Origin of the sequence: Herminiimonas fonticola, from assembly GCF_040395855.1 — a bacterium.
In the GTDB taxonomy this organism is placed as follows: domain Bacteria; phylum Pseudomonadota; class Gammaproteobacteria; order Burkholderiales; family Burkholderiaceae_D; genus Oxalicibacterium; species Oxalicibacterium fonticola_A.
This window is the reverse complement of sequence record NZ_JBEBPO010000050.1, coordinates 1-17,489: the sequence shown is the minus strand read 5'-3', so window position 1 is coordinate 17,489 and position 17,489 is coordinate 1. Positions and strand designations below refer to the sequence as shown.

Sequence of the window (17,489 nt, the reverse complement as noted above, 5' to 3'; positions counted from 1 at the left end):
CTGGCCGAAGCGCTATTGCGCATTCCCGATCACGAGACTGCAGACCGTTTGATTGCGGACAAGATCGGCAACGGCGACTGGCAACGTCATCTGGGCGCATCACCATCGCTATTCGTCAATGCCGCCACCTGGGGCTTGCTGGTAAGCGGCAAGCTGCTCGGCAACATCAGCGAGCAAAGCCTCATCGCAGCACTGGCACGCCTGATCAACAAAGGCGGTGAACCGCTGATACGCAAAGGCGTGGATCTCGCCATGCGCATGCTCGGCAATCAATTCGTCGCCGGACGAACCATAGAAGAAGCGCTGGACAATAGCCGCGAACATGAAGCGCAAGGCTATCGCTACTCCTTCGATATGCTGGGCGAAGCCGCCATGACGGCAGCGGATGCTCACACGTACTATCTATCCTATGCAGCGGCGATACGCGCGATCGGCAAATCCGGCAACGGACGCGGCATCAAAAGCAGTCCGGGAATTTCGGTCAAGCTGTCGGCATTGCATCCGCGCTACGCAAGATCACAGCGCGCACGCGTCATGCAGGAACTGCTGCCGCGTTTGAAAAGTCTGGCTCTGCTGGCCAAACAATACGATATCGGTATCAACATCGATGCCGAAGAAGCTGATCGCCTGGAACTGTCGCTGGATCTGCTGGAAGCGCTGGCCTTCGACCCCGAACTGGCAGGATTCGACGGCATCGGATTTGTCGTGCAGGCATATCAAAAACGTTGTCCGTACGTGATCGATTACCTGATCGATCTTGCACAACGCAGCGGCCGGAAACTCATGGTGCGCCTGGTCAAGGGCGCGTACTGGGATACGGAAATAAAACGTGCGCAAGTCGACGGCTTGCCGGGTTATCCGGTTTATACACGCAAGGCATACACCGACCTTTCGTATCTGGTGTGCGCACAAAAATTACTGGCAGCCGGCAAGCTGATCTATCCGCAATTCGCCACCCACAATGCGCTGACAGTCGCTGCGATCTACCAGCAGGCGCATGCAATGCAGGTTACGGATTACGAATTCCAGTGCCTGCACGGTATGGGCGAAACCTTGTACGACCAGATCGTCGGCGCCGATCAACTCGATGTACCTTGCCGCATTTACGCACCTGTCGGTTCACACGAAACACTGCTGGCCTATCTGGTGCGGCGCCTGCTGGAAAACGGCGCGAATTCCTCCTTCGTCAATCAGATTGTCGATGACAAAGTGAGTATCTCTACCCTACTGAAAGATCCGATTACGCTCGCCGCAGAACTCGCTGGAACGCCGCACCCTGCCCTGACCTTGCCTGTCGATTTGTATGGCAAGCAAAGACTCAACTCGGCAGGCATAGACTTGAGCAATGAGCATGCCTTGCGCCATCTCAGCTCCGCTTTAAATACATGCTGCAAACAGCAATGGCATGCGCAAGCACTGCTCGATCATTCATCATCCACTACCGTGACAAGCATTCGCAATCCGGCTGACCACAGCGACCTGCCTGGTACCGTAGTTGAAACAAATACTGATGATGTGGAGCGTGCGCTAACCCTCGCGATGTCCGCTACAGACAAGTGGCAAAAAACCGCACCCTCCGAACGTGCAACTATCCTGCTGAACGCAGCTGAGCTGTTCCAGCAACATGCGCCTGAACTGATTGCACTCGCCATCCGGGAAGCCGGAAAAACTGTGCCGAATGCGATAGGTGAATTGCGAGAAGCCATTGATTTCCTGCGCTATTACAGCGCGCAGACTATGGCATCAAAAGCGGAGCGGCCGTTGGGACTGGTAACTTGCATCAGTCCGTGGAATTTCCCCCTATCCATTTTTACCGGCCAGGTCAGTGCAGCACTCGCAGCGGGTAATTCCGTACTGGCCAAACCGGCCAGGCAAACGCCGCTGATCGCCTTCCGCGCAGTTCAGCTATTGCATCAGGCCGGTGTGCCGGAAGATGTATTGTTTTTCATGCCCGGCCGGGGCGAAACCACAGGCGCACAACTGATCGCTGATGCGCGGATATCCGGCGTCGTCTTTACCGGCTCCACACAAGTTGCTCGCAGCATCAATTGCACACTGGTACAGCGCAGCATTGCTGAAGGCCGCGACATTCCATTGATCGCAGAAACCGGCGGGCAGAATGCGATGATCGTTGATTCATCCGCGCTATGCGAGCAAGTTGTACGTGACGTTATCAGCTCGGCTTTCGATAGCGCCGGGCAGCGTTGTTCTGCCTTGCGCGTGTTGTGTCTGCAAACGGATATCGCAGAACAAACCCTGACCATGTTGCATGGCGCACTACAGGAACTAAGCATGGGCAATCCGGATTCGCTGGCTACAGATATCGGTCCCGTCATCGATAAGGAAGCGCAACAGAATCTGCAGACATACATTGAACAAGCACGTAGTGCATCGAAAATACTGACTCAGCTGGCATTGCCAGCGACAACCGCAGCAGGCACCTTTGTCGCACCTGCCGTCATTGAAATCGACCGCATGGCAGATTTGCAACGCGAAGTATTCGGCCCTGTGCTACACGTACTGCGCTATCGCCGCGACGATCTGCCGCAACTGGTCAGCGATATCAATGCGACCGGCTTCGGACTCACCCTGGGCATACATTCCCGCATCGACGAAACCATCAATTACATCGTCGATCACGCGCGCGTCGGCAACATTTATGTGAACCGAAACATCGTTGGTGCGGTCGTCGGTGTGCAGCCATTTGGTGGAGAAGGATTATCGGGTACAGGTCCCAAGGCAGGCGGGCCGCTCTATCTGAAGCGCCTGCAACAAGAAACGGCAGCGACCTTCGATATGGAAAACCAGGATACGAAAAACACGGCGGAAACGCAGCAGATGCAAATTGTATTGGTAGAATTGCTGTCATGGAGTCTGGCACACAAACATCAACAACTCAGCGAGCTTATCCGTCGTTATTCGAGCGATAGCCTGTACGGAAAAGTCCTGCATCTACAAGGGCCAACCGGTGAATTGAATACCTTGCATTTTGCCGCGCGCGGCTCGGTACTCTGTATGGCAGAGACAACTCCGGCATTACTGAACCAGCTGGCAGCCGTATATGCGACCGGCAATCAAGTCGTGTTATTGCAAAACACTGCCATGCTTGTACCAAACGATCTTCCTGCACGATTGCGCGCCGGCATGATGATCGTCGGGCATCAACATGATTGCCGTGATCTGCGGCTGGCTCTGCTTGAACGCGGACAGCATACGTCCGCTTTACGCACAGCGTTGGCGGCGCGCGATGGTGCTATCGTGCCTATCGTGACGACAGAGTTTCAACAAGCGATTCCTTTATGGCGACTCATCAATGAACGCGCGCTATGCATCAATACGACAGCGGCAGGCGGCAACGCCAGCCTGATGACGATAGCAAGCTGATCGCCAGACATCACGATTGCATAAGCTCTACAAACAGGAGACCGCAATGTCTATCCATCTTGATCATCTTATGGTGCCGTCGCGCGACAAACTGGCGTCAGCCAAACTGCTGGCTGAACTTCTAGGCGTGCCCTGGTCGGCAACAGGTATCGGCCCTTTCGCTCCGGTTTATGCAAGCGATGACCTGACCCTGGATTTTGATGAGTGGGAAGATCCGATACCGATGCTGCATTACTGTTTTCGTGTGGAACAGAAAGCCTTCGATGCCATCCTCGAGCGCATCAAGGCAGCAGGCATTCCTTATCGCAGCAACGTACATGGAAGAACTGATTTTCAAATCGATACCGCGCACGGTGGCAGCATCGTGTATTGGAATGAGCCCGATGGGCATCAATGGGAAATGCTGACGGTCAGCTATGCACGCCAGCCTTGATTCTTCAAGAACATAAAAAAAACCCGCCATGCTCATCACATGGCGGGCTTTCCAATTACTTTCCTTTGACGAATACCAGTTCGTCATCCTTCACATCAACCGAAATCACATCCTTGGGTCCAAACTTTCCTTCCAGGATAGCCTTGGACAAAGGATTTTCGATACGCTGCTGAATCGCACGTTTCAACGGCCGTGCGCCATACACAGGATCGAAACCGGCTTCTGCAATTTTCTGCAATGCGTCTTCCGATACATTCATCGCCATATCCATGCGTTCCAGGCGTTGTTCCAGAACCTGCAACTGGATCTTCGCAATCGAGCCGATGTTTTTCTCATCAAGTGCATGGAACACGACAATTTCATCGATGCGATTGATGAATTCAGGACGGAAATGCGACTGCACTTCGGCCATCACCGCCATCTTGATCAATGCCGGTTCGCTGCCTTCCATAGCTTGAATCTTGTGTGAACCCAGATTCGACGTCATCACGATGACGGTGTTCTTGAAGTCGACAGTGCGGCCTTGCCCATCCGTCATGCGGCCATCGTCCAGCACTTGCAGCAGCACGTTGAACACATCGGGATGTGCCTTCTCGATCTCGTCGAGCAGAATCACGCTGTACGGTTTGCGCCGCACGGCTTCGGTCAGGTAACCGCCTTCTTCGTAGCCGACATAACCTGGCGGTGCGCCGATCAGACGCGCCACCGAGTGCTTCTCCATGAATTCGCTCATGTCGATGCGGATCAATGCGTCTTCAGTATCGAACATGAAGGATGCCAGCGCCTTGCACAGCTCGGTTTTGCCGACGCCGGTCGGGCCCAGGAACATAAAGGAACCGTAAGGACGGCCGGGATCGCCGAGGCCGGCGCGTGAACGACGGATCGCATCCGACACCGCAACGATTGCTTCATGCTGGCCGACCACACGTTTGTGCAAGGCATCCTCCATCTGCAACAGCTTCTCGCGTTCACCCTGCATCATGCGCGAGACCGGAATCCCGGTTGCGCGCGAAACGACTTCGGCAATTTCTTCCGCGCCGACCTGGGTGCGTACGAGTTTCGGCTTGCCTTTTTCAGCAGTCGCTTCGCCGGTAACGGCATTCTTCAGCTGCGCGTCCAGTTCGGGCAGCGTCTTGTACTGCAATTCAGACACGCGCTGCCAGTCGCTCTTGCGCGTCGCCTCTTCTATTTGCAGACGGGCTTTCTCTATTGCTTCCTTGATGCTCTGGCTGCCCTGTGCGGCTGATTTTTCCGCTTTCCAGATTTCTTCCAGATCGGCGTATTCACGACCGAGTTTTTCTATCTCTTCTTCAATCAGAGCCAGGCGTTTTTGCGAGGCTTCGTCTTTTTCTTTCCTGATCGCTTCGCGTTCGATCTTCAATTGAATGACGCGCCTGTCCAGCCGGTCCATTACTTCCGGCTTGGAGTCGATCTCGATCTTGATCTTGGCTGCCGCTTCATCGATCAAATCGATCGCCTTGTCAGGCAGGAAGCGATCGGTAATGTAGCGATGCGACAGTTCTGCCGCAGCGACAATTGCCGGATCGGTAATGTCGACGCCGTGATGAACTTCGTATTTTTCCTGCAGGCCGCGCAGGATGGCGATCGTTGCTTCCACCGTTGGCTCATCCACGAGGACTTTTTGGAAACGGCGTTCCAGCGCCGCATCTTTCTCGATGTATTTCCGGTACTCGTCGAGCGTGGTTGCGCCTACGCAGTGCAGCTCACCGCGTGCCAATGCCGGCTTGAGCATATTACCGGCATCCATTGCACCTTCGGCCTTGCCGGCACCGACCAGCGTATGCATCTCGTCGATGAAGACGATGGTCTGGCCTTCGTCCTCTGCAAGTTCGGTCAACACTGCCTTCAGGCGTTCTTCAAACTCGCCACGATATTTGGCTCCAGCGAGCAGCGATGCCATGTCGAGCGACAGCACACGTTTTCCCTTCAGGCTTTCAGGCACTTCGCCATTGACAATGCGTTGTGCCAAACCTTCGACGATGGCGGTTTTACCCACGCCTGGTTCACCGATCAATACCGGATTATTCTTGGAACGGCGTTGCAGAATCTGGATGGTGCGCCGAATCTCGTCATCGCGACCGATAACCGGATCGAGCTTGCCGATACGTGCACGTTCGGTCAGATCGAGCGTGTATTTTTTGAGCGCTTCGCGCTGGCCTTCACCTTCTGCCGAATCAATTTTCGAGTTGCCGCGCACCGCCTTGATCGCGGCTTGCAGCGCCTTGCGCGTCAAACCGTTTTCGCGCGCGATCTTGCCGGCGTCGGACTTGTCCTCGGTCAGTGCCAGCAAGAGCATTTCAGTGGCGATGAACTCGTCGCCATGCATCTGCGATTCCTTGTCGGCCAGATTCAGGAGCGAAGTCAGATCGCGCCCGACCTGCACCTGGCCGCCAGTGCCTGAGACTTTGGGCAGGCGCTCCAGCGCACTTTTCAGCGCGGTCACCATGCCGTTGATGTTGGCCCCCGCACGTTGCAGCAGCGAGCGCGTGCTGCTGTCGTCCTGGCTCAGCAGCGCAACGAGTACGTGCACTGGTTCTATATATTGATTGTCATTGCCGACAGCATGACTCTGCGCATCGGCGAGCGCTTCCTGCAGCTTGGTCGTCAGTTTATCTATACGCATTGCATCCCCCAATAGAAGATCGTTAATGCAGAGAAATGTGGGCCAAACGGCTATTTTTCAATAACCATTTTTATGACAGGGGTGTTTAAAACGGGAAATTCACTCGATACCTACAGCGACAAAGGCAATCAGAAAGTCGCCGCTTGCCTTACAGTCTACGCCGACAGGACGCGGTACGTCGCGAATCCGGCTATGCAGAAAAGAATCGAGCCGAGCAGATGCAGCAGCGTGTGCGCCAGCGCCCACACATAGTCGCCACGTTGCAGCAGCAGTACTGCTTCAGCCGAGAAGGTGGAAAAGGTAGTCAGCCCACCGAGAACGCCGGTAATCGCAAACAGGCGCCATTCCGGCGGCACGCCTGGATGACTGGTGAAGAAAGCGACGGCAATCCCGACCAGATAACCGCCGCCCAGATTGGCAAACAGCGTTCCGAGCGGCAGTTGCGGATTGATCATGTTGAGCCAGAGGCCCAGTCCCCAGCGCAGCCAGGCACCGATGGCAGCGCCGACACCCACTGCCAGCCAGCTCATCATCAGTGGCTATCCCTACTGGATGGAACCGCCCATTTCGCCAGCGCCGTATCATCAGTGACACGCGCATCGACCCAGCGCGCACCGTCAGGCGTTTGCTCTTTTTTCCAGAATGGCGCTTCCGTTTTCAGGTAATCGATGATGAACTCGCAGGCAGAAAACGCTTCGCCGCGATGTGCAGACGTCACTGCGACCAGTACGATCTGCTCCAGCGGCAGCAAGGGGCCTATGCGATGGATCACCAATGCATCAAAAATCGGCCAGCGTGATTTGGCTTGCTCGACAATATTCTGCAATGCTTTTTCCGTCATGCCCGGATAGTGCTCAAGCTCCATCTCGGCCACGCTGGCACCCTCGTTCATGTCGCGCACAGTGCCGATGAACGTAACGACAGCCCCGACCTGCGGGCTGTTCGCACGCAAGTCTGCCACTTCCTTGCTGACATCGAAATCTTCAGTTTGTACGCGTATCGCCATGCTGGTTTACTCCGTATTGCTCAATTGCGTATTTGTTTGCTGCAATAAGCTGCCGTATTCAGCCGCCGGTTACAGGCGGGAAGAAAGCCACTTCGCCGCCATCTGCTATTGCGGTGGCTGCATTCGTCATTTCCTGATCATAGGCCATCCGCAATGAACGGCCATCTGCCAGTGCTTCGGCCCACACGCCACCACGCTGCTGCAAAAATACCCGCACATCGCCGACAGTCGCCACGCTATCCGGCACCGTAATCGACTCTTGCGTCACACCCAGCGCTTCACGCACGCTGGCAAAAAATCTGAGTTGAATTTTCATATCGCTGTTACTCGTAATGGATCAGTGCATCAAATCGCTGAATGAAATAAAGCGCACGATATCGCCTTGCGCAATCGCCCTGCCCGGCGGATTGTCGATCAGGCCATCGCCCCACACGGTGGAAGTCAGCACGCCGGAACTCTGATTGGCAAACAGATCGAGGCCGCCTTCCGCATTGATTTTCGCACGTAAAAATTCATTGCGTCGGTCGCCTTTCGGCAAGTTGAAATCGGCCCGCATCGTATATGCCCTGGGTGCCACATCCTGCACGCCTTGCAGCCTGAGAATGAACGGCCGCACAAACAGCAGGAAGGTAACAAAACTCGACACCGGATTGCCAGGCAATCCGAGGAAGAATGCCGTGTCGTTTTCCTTGCCGGATTTTTCTGCGCGATTGACTTCGCCAAACGCCAGCGGTTTGCCCGGCTTGACGGCGATCTGCCACATATTGATATGCCCTTCGGCTTCGACGGCCGGCTTGATGTGGTCTTCTTCGCCTACCGACACGCCGCCGGAGGTAATGATCAAATCGTGCTCTGCTGCCGCCCGACGCAAGGTATCGCGCGTTGCCGCCAGCGTATCCGGCACGATGCCGTAATCGGTAATGTCGCAGCCCAGATTTTCCAGCAGGCCGCGCAGCGTGAATTTGTTGGAGTTGTAAATCGCGCCGGGCTTGAGTGCATCGCCCGGCATCGCCAGTTCGTCGCCGGTAAAAAAGACGGCAACGCGCAACTTGCGCACCACCGGCAGTGTCGCCAGACCCACCGACGCGGCAAGGCCGATTTCCTGTGCGCGCAAGCGCTGGCCTGCATGCAGAATCACGCTGCCGGCCTGGATATCTTCACCGGCACGCCGTATCCACTCGCCGGATTGCGGCGCGTGCTTGACGGTCACCAGATCATCGGCGCCATCTTTCGATGCCACACATACTTCCTGCATCACGACAGCATCTGCGCCTTGCGGAATCATCGCACCGGTAAAAATGCGTGCGGCACAACCTTCTTCCAGAGGCTGGCCGACATGCCCGGCCGGAATGCGCTGGCTGACGCGCAACACAGCTTCGCCGCTGGCGCAATCGGCGGCACGCACCGCATAACCATCCATCGATGTGTTGTCTACCGGCGGCACATCCAGTTGCGAACTTTGCGCCACGGCGAGGATGCGCCCGTTCGCTTCCAGCGTGGACAGCGTTTGCGTTGCCGTAATTTTTCTTGCAGAAGACAGCAGGAAATCCAGTGCTTCTGCAACGCTCAACATCGGTTTAGGCTCAGTCATGCTTGGCTCGATAATCTGGTGACGAATCTGGTGATGAAGCGATTGTAAATACCGCTGCCATCCAATACAGGAAACAGTCTGCTTTTACAAACCGGTCTGTGCCGCGATGAACGCTTTCATCTTGTCGATATCTTTCGTCATCACTTCAAAACGTTGCGGCAAATCCTCGATATTTTCAAAACCGGCCGGACGCTCGGCATCCCGGCCCAGGGCTTCGCGTATGGTTTCATTGAACTTGGCCGGCAAGGCGGTTTCCAGCACGATCATCGTGACGCCTGGCGTCAGGTGTTCGCGCGCGACCTTGACGCCATCTGCAGTGTGCGTGTCTATCGTCAGATCGTACTTGGCATGCAGGTCGCGTATTGTCGCCAGGCGATCTGCATGCGTCGATTTGCCGGAAACAAAACCGAACTGCGCAATGTTCTTGAACTCGTCGCCATCGCTACCCGGCTTGCCGGACAGGTCGAAACCACCGTGCGTTTCCACTTTCTGGAACAGGGCACGTACGCGCTCGCCATCGCGGCCCAGCAAATCGAAAATGAAACGCTCGAAGTTCGATGCCTTGCTGATGTCCATGCTCGGACTGGTGGTGTGATAGGTCTCTGCAGACTTGCGCACGCGATAGACGCCGGTACGGAAGAATTCGTCCAGCACATCGTTCTCGTTGGTCGCTGCCACCAGTTGATGTATCGGCAGACCCATCATGCGCGCAATGTGACCGGCGCAGATATTGCCGAAATTACCCGATGGCACGGTGAACGATACCTTCTGTTCATTGCTGGTAGTGGCGCTCAGGTAGCCGCGGAAATAATAAATAACCTGTGCAACAACGCGCGCCCAGTTGATCGAATTGACGGTGCCGATTTTCTGCTGCTGCTTGAATGCATGATCGTTGGAGACGGCCTTGACCATATCCTGGCAATCGTCGAACACGCCTTCGACGGCGATATTGAAAATGTTCGGGTCCTGCAGGCTGAACATTTGCGCGGTCTGGAAGGCGCTCATTTTCTTGTGCGGCGACAGCATGAAGACGCGTATGCCCTTCTTGCCGCGCATTGCATATTCAGCCGCACTACCGGTATCACCGGAGGTTGCACCAAAAATATTCAGTTCCGCATGTTGCTTGGCCAGCGTGTACTCGAACAGATTGCCGAGCAATTGCATCGCCATGTCCTTGAAGGCCAGCGTCGGGCCATTCGACAGGGCCTGCAACATCAGCTTGCTGCCGTTTTTTTCTTCTACCAGACGCAAAGGCGTAATGCGTGCAGCTTCTTCACCGTGACGCACATTGCAATACACATCAGCGGTATAGGTCTTGTGCACCAGCGCATGCAAATCCGCGTCCGGAATATCGGTAGCGAATTTTTTCAGTACTTCAAACGCCAGATCGGCGTAGGACAGCGTACGCCACACATCGAGTTCTGCATCCGTGACTTGCGGATATTCAGCCGGCAGATACAGTCCGCCATCGGGCGCCAGGCCACCGAGCAGGATATGGGAAAAGGACTGGGGAGCGGACGCGCCGCGGGTCGAGATATATTGCATGTCGTGGTATAGGATAAATAGCAATGAAAGCAACCGCCATTATAGCTTGTACGCACCCGGCGCTCCGCTGGTCTTGCCACCGCCTTCCGTTAAACCTGCCTTCTGCAACGCGATGTTTATTTTATTGCAAAACAGGTGAACACCGAATCCGTCGCTGCCACTCTGCTAGGATACTATTCGCTGATCTATTGCCCTGCCGGCTTGCCCTTGACCGACCCAATCGATAATTCAGTCCATCTGTCATGCTGCATCACGTCATATTGCCTGCGTTGCGCTTCTCACCTGCGATCAAAAACTTCGTCGTCGGCAGCGCCATGCCATCCAACAATCACTTGCCGGCCAATCTGGCTACGCAACTGGTGGTTTATCTGCGCGGCGGCTCTTCCCTCATTGCAAAGCATGCTGCACCTGCCCGTTTACCATCCGCCTTTATAGGGGGACCCAGCCTGAAACCGCTGCATTTTCATGCCGAACCCGGTAGCGCATTCGTGGCAGCCACAATACGTTCGGATTATTTAAGCGATTATTTCGATATTCCCAGCGGCGAAATCGCACATCAGATCATTCCACTGGAAGATGCAGTCGCCCCGCATTTGGCAAACTCCCTGCAAGAAAACATCGCATACGCGCGCAATCCGCAGCAAGTGGTCGCCTGCATGGAATCTTTTCTGGATCAGGCGCGCATGCACAAACGGCACACGCTGCTGTTGCTTCCTCGTTTTTCGGCAACGGAATTACAGTTGCCCGGTCACATACTGGCCGCCGCCAGCAATCTCGGTGTACGCCAGTTCGAGCGGCGCTTTCGCCAGCATTACGGCGTCTCGCTGCGCGACTATCGCCGTCTGGCACGCTTCAACACCGCGCTTGCAACACTGATTGCACAAGTACCAGAGAGAGGCGTCTCTACCCGCATTGCGCAAGACAGCGGCTATTTTGACGATGCGCACTTCAGCCGGGATTTTCAGGATTTCATCGGTGCAGCGCCAGGAAAATTCATCAAGACGCGCAACAGCGATGAATCCGCCTATCGGCTATGGCGTTTTAACCAAAAGGATATGCAAGCCTTCATCGACTAATTATCGACAGCCTCATCGGATGTCGTTTCCGTACAATTTTTCGTGCCTTTGCAGCGCTACGCTCTTGCCAATTCAGCAGGAGAAATCATGGAAAGCGGAAAATTTGAAACGGAAGGTTATGTACTGACCAGCGTCGATGCCATGATGGCGCAGGCGCGTTCCAATAGCATGTGGTATCTATCATTCGGTCTGGCTTGTTGCGCAGTTGAAATGATGCAGGCAGCATCATCGCGTTACGATATGGACCGCTTCGGCATCATGCCCAGAGCAAGTCCCCGTCAGGCTGACCTGATGATCGTTGCGGGCACCCTGACCAATAAAATGGGACGCGCCATACGCAAGGTCTACGATCAAATGCCCGATCCGAAATATGTGATTTCGATGGGGTCATGCGCCAATGGCGGCGGCTATTATCACTATTCCTATTCAGTAGTACGCGGTTGTGATCGCATCATTCCGGTTGATGTCTATGTGCCCGGATGCCCACCCACTGCAGAGGCATTGATCTACGGCATTCTGCAATTGCAAAAGAAGATCAAGCGCGGCACGCTGATCGAACGTTAAGCAATGAAAAAAGGCGCTCTATCGAGCGCCTTTTTATCCGTTCAGCTCAAATGCTCAAGACGGATCTTGGTGACTTTACCCAGCACAGTCGGCAAGGCTTCTATCTTCCTGATCGCCGCTTCGACGTTTTTCTCTTGCGTCTGGTGCGTCAGCATGATGATGTCGGTTTTGCTTTCATCCTGTCCCGGCTCTTTTTGCAACATGGCATCGATGGAAATCGTCGATTCCGCCAGGATGCTGGTTATATTCGCCAGCACACCCAATTCGTCCGCCACAGGCATGCGCAGGTAGTAACTGGTCGTCACTTCAGAAATCGGCAGTATCGGCAACGCGCTCATTGCATTCGGCTGGAATGCCAGATGCGGTACGCGATGTGCCGGATCGGCATCGGCCAGACGCGCAATATCGACCAGATCGGCAATCACTGCCGAGCCGGTTGGTTCGGCGCCTGCGCCCTTGCCGTAATACAGCGTCGCACCCACTGCATCGCCCTGCACCACCACGGCGTTCATCGCGCCTTCCACGTTGGCAATCAAACGCTTGGCAGGAATCAGGGTTGGGTGCACGCGCAATTCAATTCCTTGCGGCGTCCGTTTGGCGATGCCCAGCAATTTGATCCGGTAACCGAGTTGTTCGGCATAGCGAATATCAATGGCTTCCAGTTTGGTAATGCCTTCGATGTGCGCCTTGTCGAACTGCACCGGAATGCCGAATGCAATCGCCGCCATCAGCGTCGCCTTGTGCGCGGCATCCACACCTTCGATATCGAAAGTCGGATCGGCTTCTGCATAGCCCAGGCGTTGCGCTTCTTTCAGAACGGTATCGAAATCCAGGCCCTTGTCGCGCATTTCGGACAGGATGAAATTGGTGGTGCCGTTGATGATGCCGGCTATCCATTCGATGCGATTGGCCGTCAAGCCTTCGCGCAAGGCCTTGATGATAGGAATGCCGCCGGCGACTGCCGCTTCATACGCGACCATCACGCCCTTGTCTTGTGCCGCCTTGAAAATTTCATCGCCATGTACAGCCAGCAAAGCCTTGTTTGCGGTGACGACATGCTTGCCGTTGGCAATCGCTTTCAGCACCAGATCTTTCGCGATACCGTAACCGCCTATCAATTCGACCACGATCTCGATATCGGGATGGTTGACCACCAGATTGCCGTCATTGACCACTTCGCAATCGGCGCCGACCAGTTCCCTGGCACGCGCCACATCCAGATCGGCCACCATGACGATTTCGATCTTGTGGCCGGCGCGACGCGAAATTTCTTCCTGATTGCGCTTCAGGATATTGAATGTTCCTGCACCGACAGTGCCCGCACCTAACAAACCTACTTTGATGGATTTCATAATTTCTGTATAAAAGATGTCAGTTGCGACATGCGTTCGCAAGCTGTGCAAACGCGGCGATCAAATAAAATGAGGGGCTCAACCCAGGCGCTTGCGATAACCTTCGAGGAAATGCGCAATACGGCCGATCGCCACCGTCAAATCGTCGGAATTCGGCAGGAATACTACCCTGAAATGATCCGGCGTCGGGCAATTGAAACCCGTGCCCTGCACAATCAGCACGCTTTCCTCTGCCAGCAATTGGTAGGCAAAATCCTGATCGTCCTTGATCGGGTACATCTTCGGATCAAGACGCGGGAACATGTACAGCGCCGATTTCGGCTTGACGCAAGTCACGCCCGGAATTTCAGTCAGCAGTTTGTGCGCCAGATCGCGCTGGCGCGTCAGTCGTCCGCTCGGACCGACCAGATCGTTGATGCTTTGGTAGCCGCCCAACGCGGTTTGGATCGCGTACTGCCCAGGCGCATTGGCACACAAACGCATTGAGGCCAGCATGTTCAAACCTTCGATGTAGTCCTTGGCATAACGTTTTTCACCCGAGACGATCATCCAGCCGGCGCGATAGCCGCAGGCACGGTAGTTTTTCGACAGGCCGTTGAAGGTGATGAACAATACGTCATCGGCCAGCGAAGCGATCGAATCGTGCTTGGCGCCGTCATACAAAACCTTGTCGTAAATCTCGTCGGCAAACACGATCAGCTGGTGTTCGCGTGCGAGGTCGACGATTTGCTGCAACAACTCCAGCGGATACAGCGCGCCGGTCGGGTTGTTCGGATTGATGACGACGATGGCCTTGGTATTCGAATTGATTTTCTTCTTGATATCGTCAATATCCGGGAACCAGTCGGCCTGCTCATCGCACACATAGTGCACCGGCGTGCCGCCCGACAGGCTGACCGCAGCAGTCCACAAAGGATAATCGGGCGAAGGCACCAGCACTTCATCGCCGGTATTGAGCAAGGCATTCATGCTCATGACGATCAATTCGGACGCACCGTTGCCGAGATAGATGTCGTCTATCGTCACACCGGCAATTTTCTTTTCCTGCGAGTACTGCATGATCGCCTTGCGCGGCGCGAACAAGCCTTTTGAATCGGTATAACCTGAGGCATTCGACATGTTGCGGATCATGTCCTGCACAATCTCGTCCGGCGCATCGAAGCCGAACGTGGCCAGATTGCCGATATTCAGCTTGATGATCTTGTGACCGTCTTCTTCCATCTGGCGGGCTTTTTCCAGCACGGGACCACGAATGTCGTAACAAACCTCAGCCAGTTTTTTCGATTTTTGAATCGGTCGCACAGCGCAATTCCTTGTTATTTTTCAGAGCTTATGGATAAGTTCTAATAGAAACGCCGGCCCTTCAAGTCATCCCATGCAAGATGGACAACTCGACACCGGCGAAAAATGACGGCCGCAATGTTGCGCCGCGAAAGAGATCCATTTTGCCGAAAGCGACCGATTTTATCAATCGATAAAGACTGGTTTAAGGCTGAAAACGTTACAATAAGCGTTCTTTATCTTCTAACTATCGGAAATACGCGCCTGCGATCCCGATTCATATTCTGCCCATACCGTCATGAAGCTTCACAACACAAGCACCCAGCAATATCAGACTGTTACCGCTTACGATGAAAACGGGGTTGAAATCAATCTGCTCCCGTTCAACTACAGCCTCATCGTACTGCCCGAAATTGCCCCTGCACCGTGGCCGGTGAATTCCTTCGACACCTTGACAGTCGAACATTTCGAACAGATCAACGCCATTGCACCGGATGTCGTCATTCTCGGTACTGGCGCGCGCCAGCGTTTCGTACACCCGCGCCTGACTGCGCCATTGACGGCGCGCCGCATAGGGGTCGAATGCATGGACAATCAAGCCGCCTGCCGCACCTACAATATCCTGATGGCAGAAGGCCGCAAGGTCGCGCTGGCCCTGATATTCGACGCATAATTTCCCGTTTTTCATCACATTCACATCCGTGTGAACCAAGGTCGAAAATTATTGTCTTTATCATCGGGCTTGATCAGGATTGAGTCCGTGTGCGGGCGATGCAAATAAAACAGGATTTTCAAGTTTCATTGCTTGAAGGATAAAATCTCGCCCCCATCTTCATTTCTGGCTGCATTAATGCATTGTCAAATACATGCCGGAATGACAAAGAATCGCTCGTCCATCATGCGCCATACGCATAGCGCCGACACCATCGACTAAGAGAGTGATACAAAATGGATCAAGACATCGCCGTGGCAGAGCGCCCTTCCGCACTCAATCGGAACGTGCCGGATTTTTCCGCCGCAATGACTGGCAATCAGACATTTCAACTATCTGATTACAAAGGGAAAAAAATCGTCCTGTACTTCTATCCAAAGGACAATACGCCGGGTTGCACGACGGAAGGCATACAGTTTCGCGAAATGTATTCGCAGTTCCAGGCTGCCAATGCCGAAATTTTCGGCGTCAGCCGCGACAGCATCCGTTCGCATGAAGGATTCAAGGAAAAGCTGGCATTGCCGTTTGAACTGATTTCCGATCCGGATGAAACCTTGTGCACGATGTTCGATGTCATGAAGATGAAAAATATGTACGGCAAGAAAGTGCGCGGCATCGAACGTTCCACATTTATTATTGACGAGTCGGGCAAATTGGTGAAAGAATGGCGTGGAGTGAAAGTGCCTGGACACATCGATGAAGTACTGGAGTTTGTGAAGGCTCTTACCTAGGTTTGTAGAACCCATTGAATTCAAAAGAATTTTTCGCCAAGAAAGCCGTTTGCGGATTAGGCCATGAGCCTTCCCAAACGGCTTTTTTGCTTTTGATTTGTGCCTCCCCCGCTTTCTTCCTCTTCTCAACCGTTTTCAAATCTGTTCCTCCATCCCTGCTTTTCGCCTGCGCATCACCGTTGTTTGTATTTTGTTTCCAACTTTCTAGATCGAGGTCCTGATGCCCCTGCCTAAATTACCGACCAAGCCTGCTGCACTGCTGTCACCGCAAGACTATCCGAAGGCGGATAAGGACAAGATTGTCAAAGCACTGACATTGATTGAACCGACAGCACGCCAGAGTCAGACAGCACCGGCCCCCGTCCGCGCCAAGATTGCTGACAAGACACCGGCCGAAAAACCGCGTGCAGTCTCCGCACAAACCGTCGCACTGGCGCCAAAGTCTGGCGCCCGCCGTCCGGTCGACAAATCCGGCACCACCAAATTGTTTGTGCTCGATACCAACGTGCTGATGCACGATCCAACCTCGCTGTTCCGCTTTGAAGAACACGACGTCTATCTGCCGATGATGACGCTGGAAGAGCTGGACGATCACAAGAAGGGCATGTCGGAAGTCGCACGCAGTGCGCGCCAGGTATCGCGTTCGCTGGATGCACTGGTAAGCGGCGTCGAGGAGAATGCAATCGATGAAGGCATCCCTTTATCGAAACTCGGCAACAAGGATGCCAAGGGCCGTTTGTTCTTCCAGACCAAATTGCAGAACGTGACGCTGCCGGAAGGCCTGCCCATGGGCAAGGCCGACAATCAGATTCTCGGCGTAGTACGCGCACTGGAAGCGCAATACCCGGGACGCCCTATCGTGCTGGTATCGAAAGATATCAATATGCGCATCAAGGCGCGCGCGATGGGCTTGCCGGCGGAAGAGTATCTGAACGATCACGTGCTGGAAGATACCGACCTGCTCTACTCCGGCATCATGCAATTGCCGGACGACTTCTGGATCAAGCATGCGAAGGGCATGGAATCCTGGCAGGAAAACAAGCATGGCACCGGTTACACCTTCTATCGCCTGAGCGGCCCGGTCGTGCCGGCCATGCTGGTCAATCAGTTCGTCTACATGGAACCGAAGAATGGCGAAGCATCGTTCTACGGCCAGGTGCGCCAGATCAA

At 54.5% G+C, this 17,489-nt stretch carries 15 protein-coding genes; 7 read left to right on the top strand and 8 right to left on the bottom strand.

Features of this window, described 5'->3' with window-relative positions; genetic code table 11:
* Together putA and ABWP27_RS08050 are read left to right on the top strand one after the other, a co-directional pair.
* Window positions 1–3,384, top strand: a 3,384-nt coding sequence (gene putA, locus ABWP27_RS08055; protein ID WP_353155497.1) for a bifunctional proline dehydrogenase/L-glutamate gamma-semialdehyde dehydrogenase PutA, incomplete at its 5' end; no start/stop codon positions are given.
* Window positions 3,385–3,430: 46 nt separating this feature from the next.
* Window positions 3,431–3,817 carry a VOC family protein gene (locus tag ABWP27_RS08050; RefSeq protein ID WP_353155495.1) on the top strand — a complete coding sequence of 129 codons (387 nt, stop codon included), beginning with the start codon at window positions 3,431–3,433 and terminating at the stop codon, window positions 3,815–3,817.
* Window positions 3,818–3,872: 55 nt separating this feature from the next.
* Here ABWP27_RS08050 and clpB read toward each other — a convergent pair whose 3' ends face one another.
* From clpB to thrC, 6 genes are all read right to left on the bottom strand, one after another.
* Entirely contained in the window at window positions 3,873–6,461 is a 2,589-nt protein-coding gene (clpB, locus tag ABWP27_RS08045) for an ATP-dependent chaperone ClpB (protein WP_353155493.1), read from the bottom strand.
* A 155-nt stretch (window positions 6,462–6,616) separates the two neighbouring features.
* Window positions 6,617–6,991: a fluoride efflux transporter CrcB gene (gene crcB / locus ABWP27_RS08040; RefSeq protein WP_353155499.1), complete on the bottom strand. Its 375-nt coding sequence runs from the start codon at window positions 6,989–6,991 to the stop codon at window positions 6,617–6,619.
* 2 nt (window positions 6,992–6,993) lie between these two features.
* The gene (gene moaE / locus ABWP27_RS08035; protein WP_353155491.1) at window positions 6,994–7,467 is read right to left on the bottom strand and encodes a molybdopterin synthase catalytic subunit MoaE; all 474 of its coding nucleotides are present in this window, start codon (window positions 7,465–7,467) and stop codon (window positions 6,994–6,996) included.
* A 58-nt stretch (window positions 7,468–7,525) separates the two neighbouring features.
* A complete protein-coding gene (gene moaD / locus ABWP27_RS08030; protein WP_353155489.1) occupies window positions 7,526–7,783 on the bottom strand; it encodes a molybdopterin converting factor subunit 1 in 258 nt (85 codons plus the stop codon).
* A gap of 21 nt (window positions 7,784–7,804) precedes the next feature.
* The gene (locus ABWP27_RS08025) at window positions 7,805–9,058 is read right to left on the bottom strand and encodes a molybdopterin molybdotransferase MoeA (protein ID WP_353155487.1); all 1,254 of its coding nucleotides are present in this window, start codon (window positions 9,056–9,058) and stop codon (window positions 7,805–7,807) included.
* Window positions 9,059–9,142: 84 nt separating this feature from the next.
* Window positions 9,143–10,603: a threonine synthase gene (gene thrC, locus ABWP27_RS08020; protein ID WP_353155485.1), complete on the bottom strand. Its 1,461-nt coding sequence runs from the start codon at window positions 10,601–10,603 to the stop codon at window positions 9,143–9,145.
* 242 nt (window positions 10,604–10,845) lie between these two features.
* Here thrC and ABWP27_RS08015 point away from each other — a divergent pair, with 242 nt between their 5' ends.
* Window positions 10,846–11,679 (top strand): AraC family transcriptional regulator, encoded by an 834-nt coding sequence (locus ABWP27_RS08015; protein ID WP_353155483.1) that lies wholly within the window; start codon window positions 10,846–10,848, stop codon window positions 11,677–11,679.
* 87 nt (window positions 11,680–11,766) lie between these two features.
* On the top strand, window positions 11,767–12,243 hold the full coding sequence (locus ABWP27_RS08010) for a NuoB/complex I 20 kDa subunit family protein (RefSeq protein ID WP_353155481.1): 477 nt from the start codon (window positions 11,767–11,769) through the stop codon (window positions 12,241–12,243).
* Window positions 12,244–12,284: 41 nt separating this feature from the next.
* On the opposite strand, the gene ABWP27_RS08005 is transcribed toward ABWP27_RS08010, so the two are convergent.
* Both ABWP27_RS08005 and ABWP27_RS08000 read right to left on the bottom strand, forming a co-directional pair.
* The gene (locus tag ABWP27_RS08005) at window positions 12,285–13,595 is read right to left on the bottom strand and encodes a homoserine dehydrogenase (RefSeq protein WP_353155479.1); all 1,311 of its coding nucleotides are present in this window, start codon (window positions 13,593–13,595) and stop codon (window positions 12,285–12,287) included.
* 78 nt (window positions 13,596–13,673) lie between these two features.
* Window positions 13,674–14,897 carry a pyridoxal phosphate-dependent aminotransferase gene (locus tag ABWP27_RS08000; protein ID WP_353155477.1) on the bottom strand — a complete coding sequence of 408 codons (1,224 nt, stop codon included), beginning with the start codon at window positions 14,895–14,897 and terminating at the stop codon, window positions 13,674–13,676.
* Window positions 14,898–15,174: 277 nt separating this feature from the next.
* Here ABWP27_RS08000 and ABWP27_RS07995 point away from each other — a divergent pair, with 277 nt between their 5' ends.
* The 3 genes from ABWP27_RS07995 to ABWP27_RS07985 all read left to right on the top strand — a co-directional run.
* Window positions 15,175–15,549 carry an Mth938-like domain-containing protein gene (locus ABWP27_RS07995; RefSeq protein ID WP_353155475.1) on the top strand — a complete coding sequence of 125 codons (375 nt, stop codon included), beginning with the start codon at window positions 15,175–15,177 and terminating at the stop codon, window positions 15,547–15,549.
* A 275-nt stretch (window positions 15,550–15,824) separates the two neighbouring features.
* On the top strand, window positions 15,825–16,319 hold the full coding sequence (locus ABWP27_RS07990; protein WP_353155473.1) for a peroxiredoxin: 495 nt from the start codon (window positions 15,825–15,827) through the stop codon (window positions 16,317–16,319).
* Between the two features lie 220 nt (window positions 16,320–16,539).
* Window positions 16,540–17,489 (top strand): PIN domain-containing protein (locus tag ABWP27_RS07985; protein WP_353155472.1); only part of this gene is annotated, 950 nt, incomplete at its 3' end.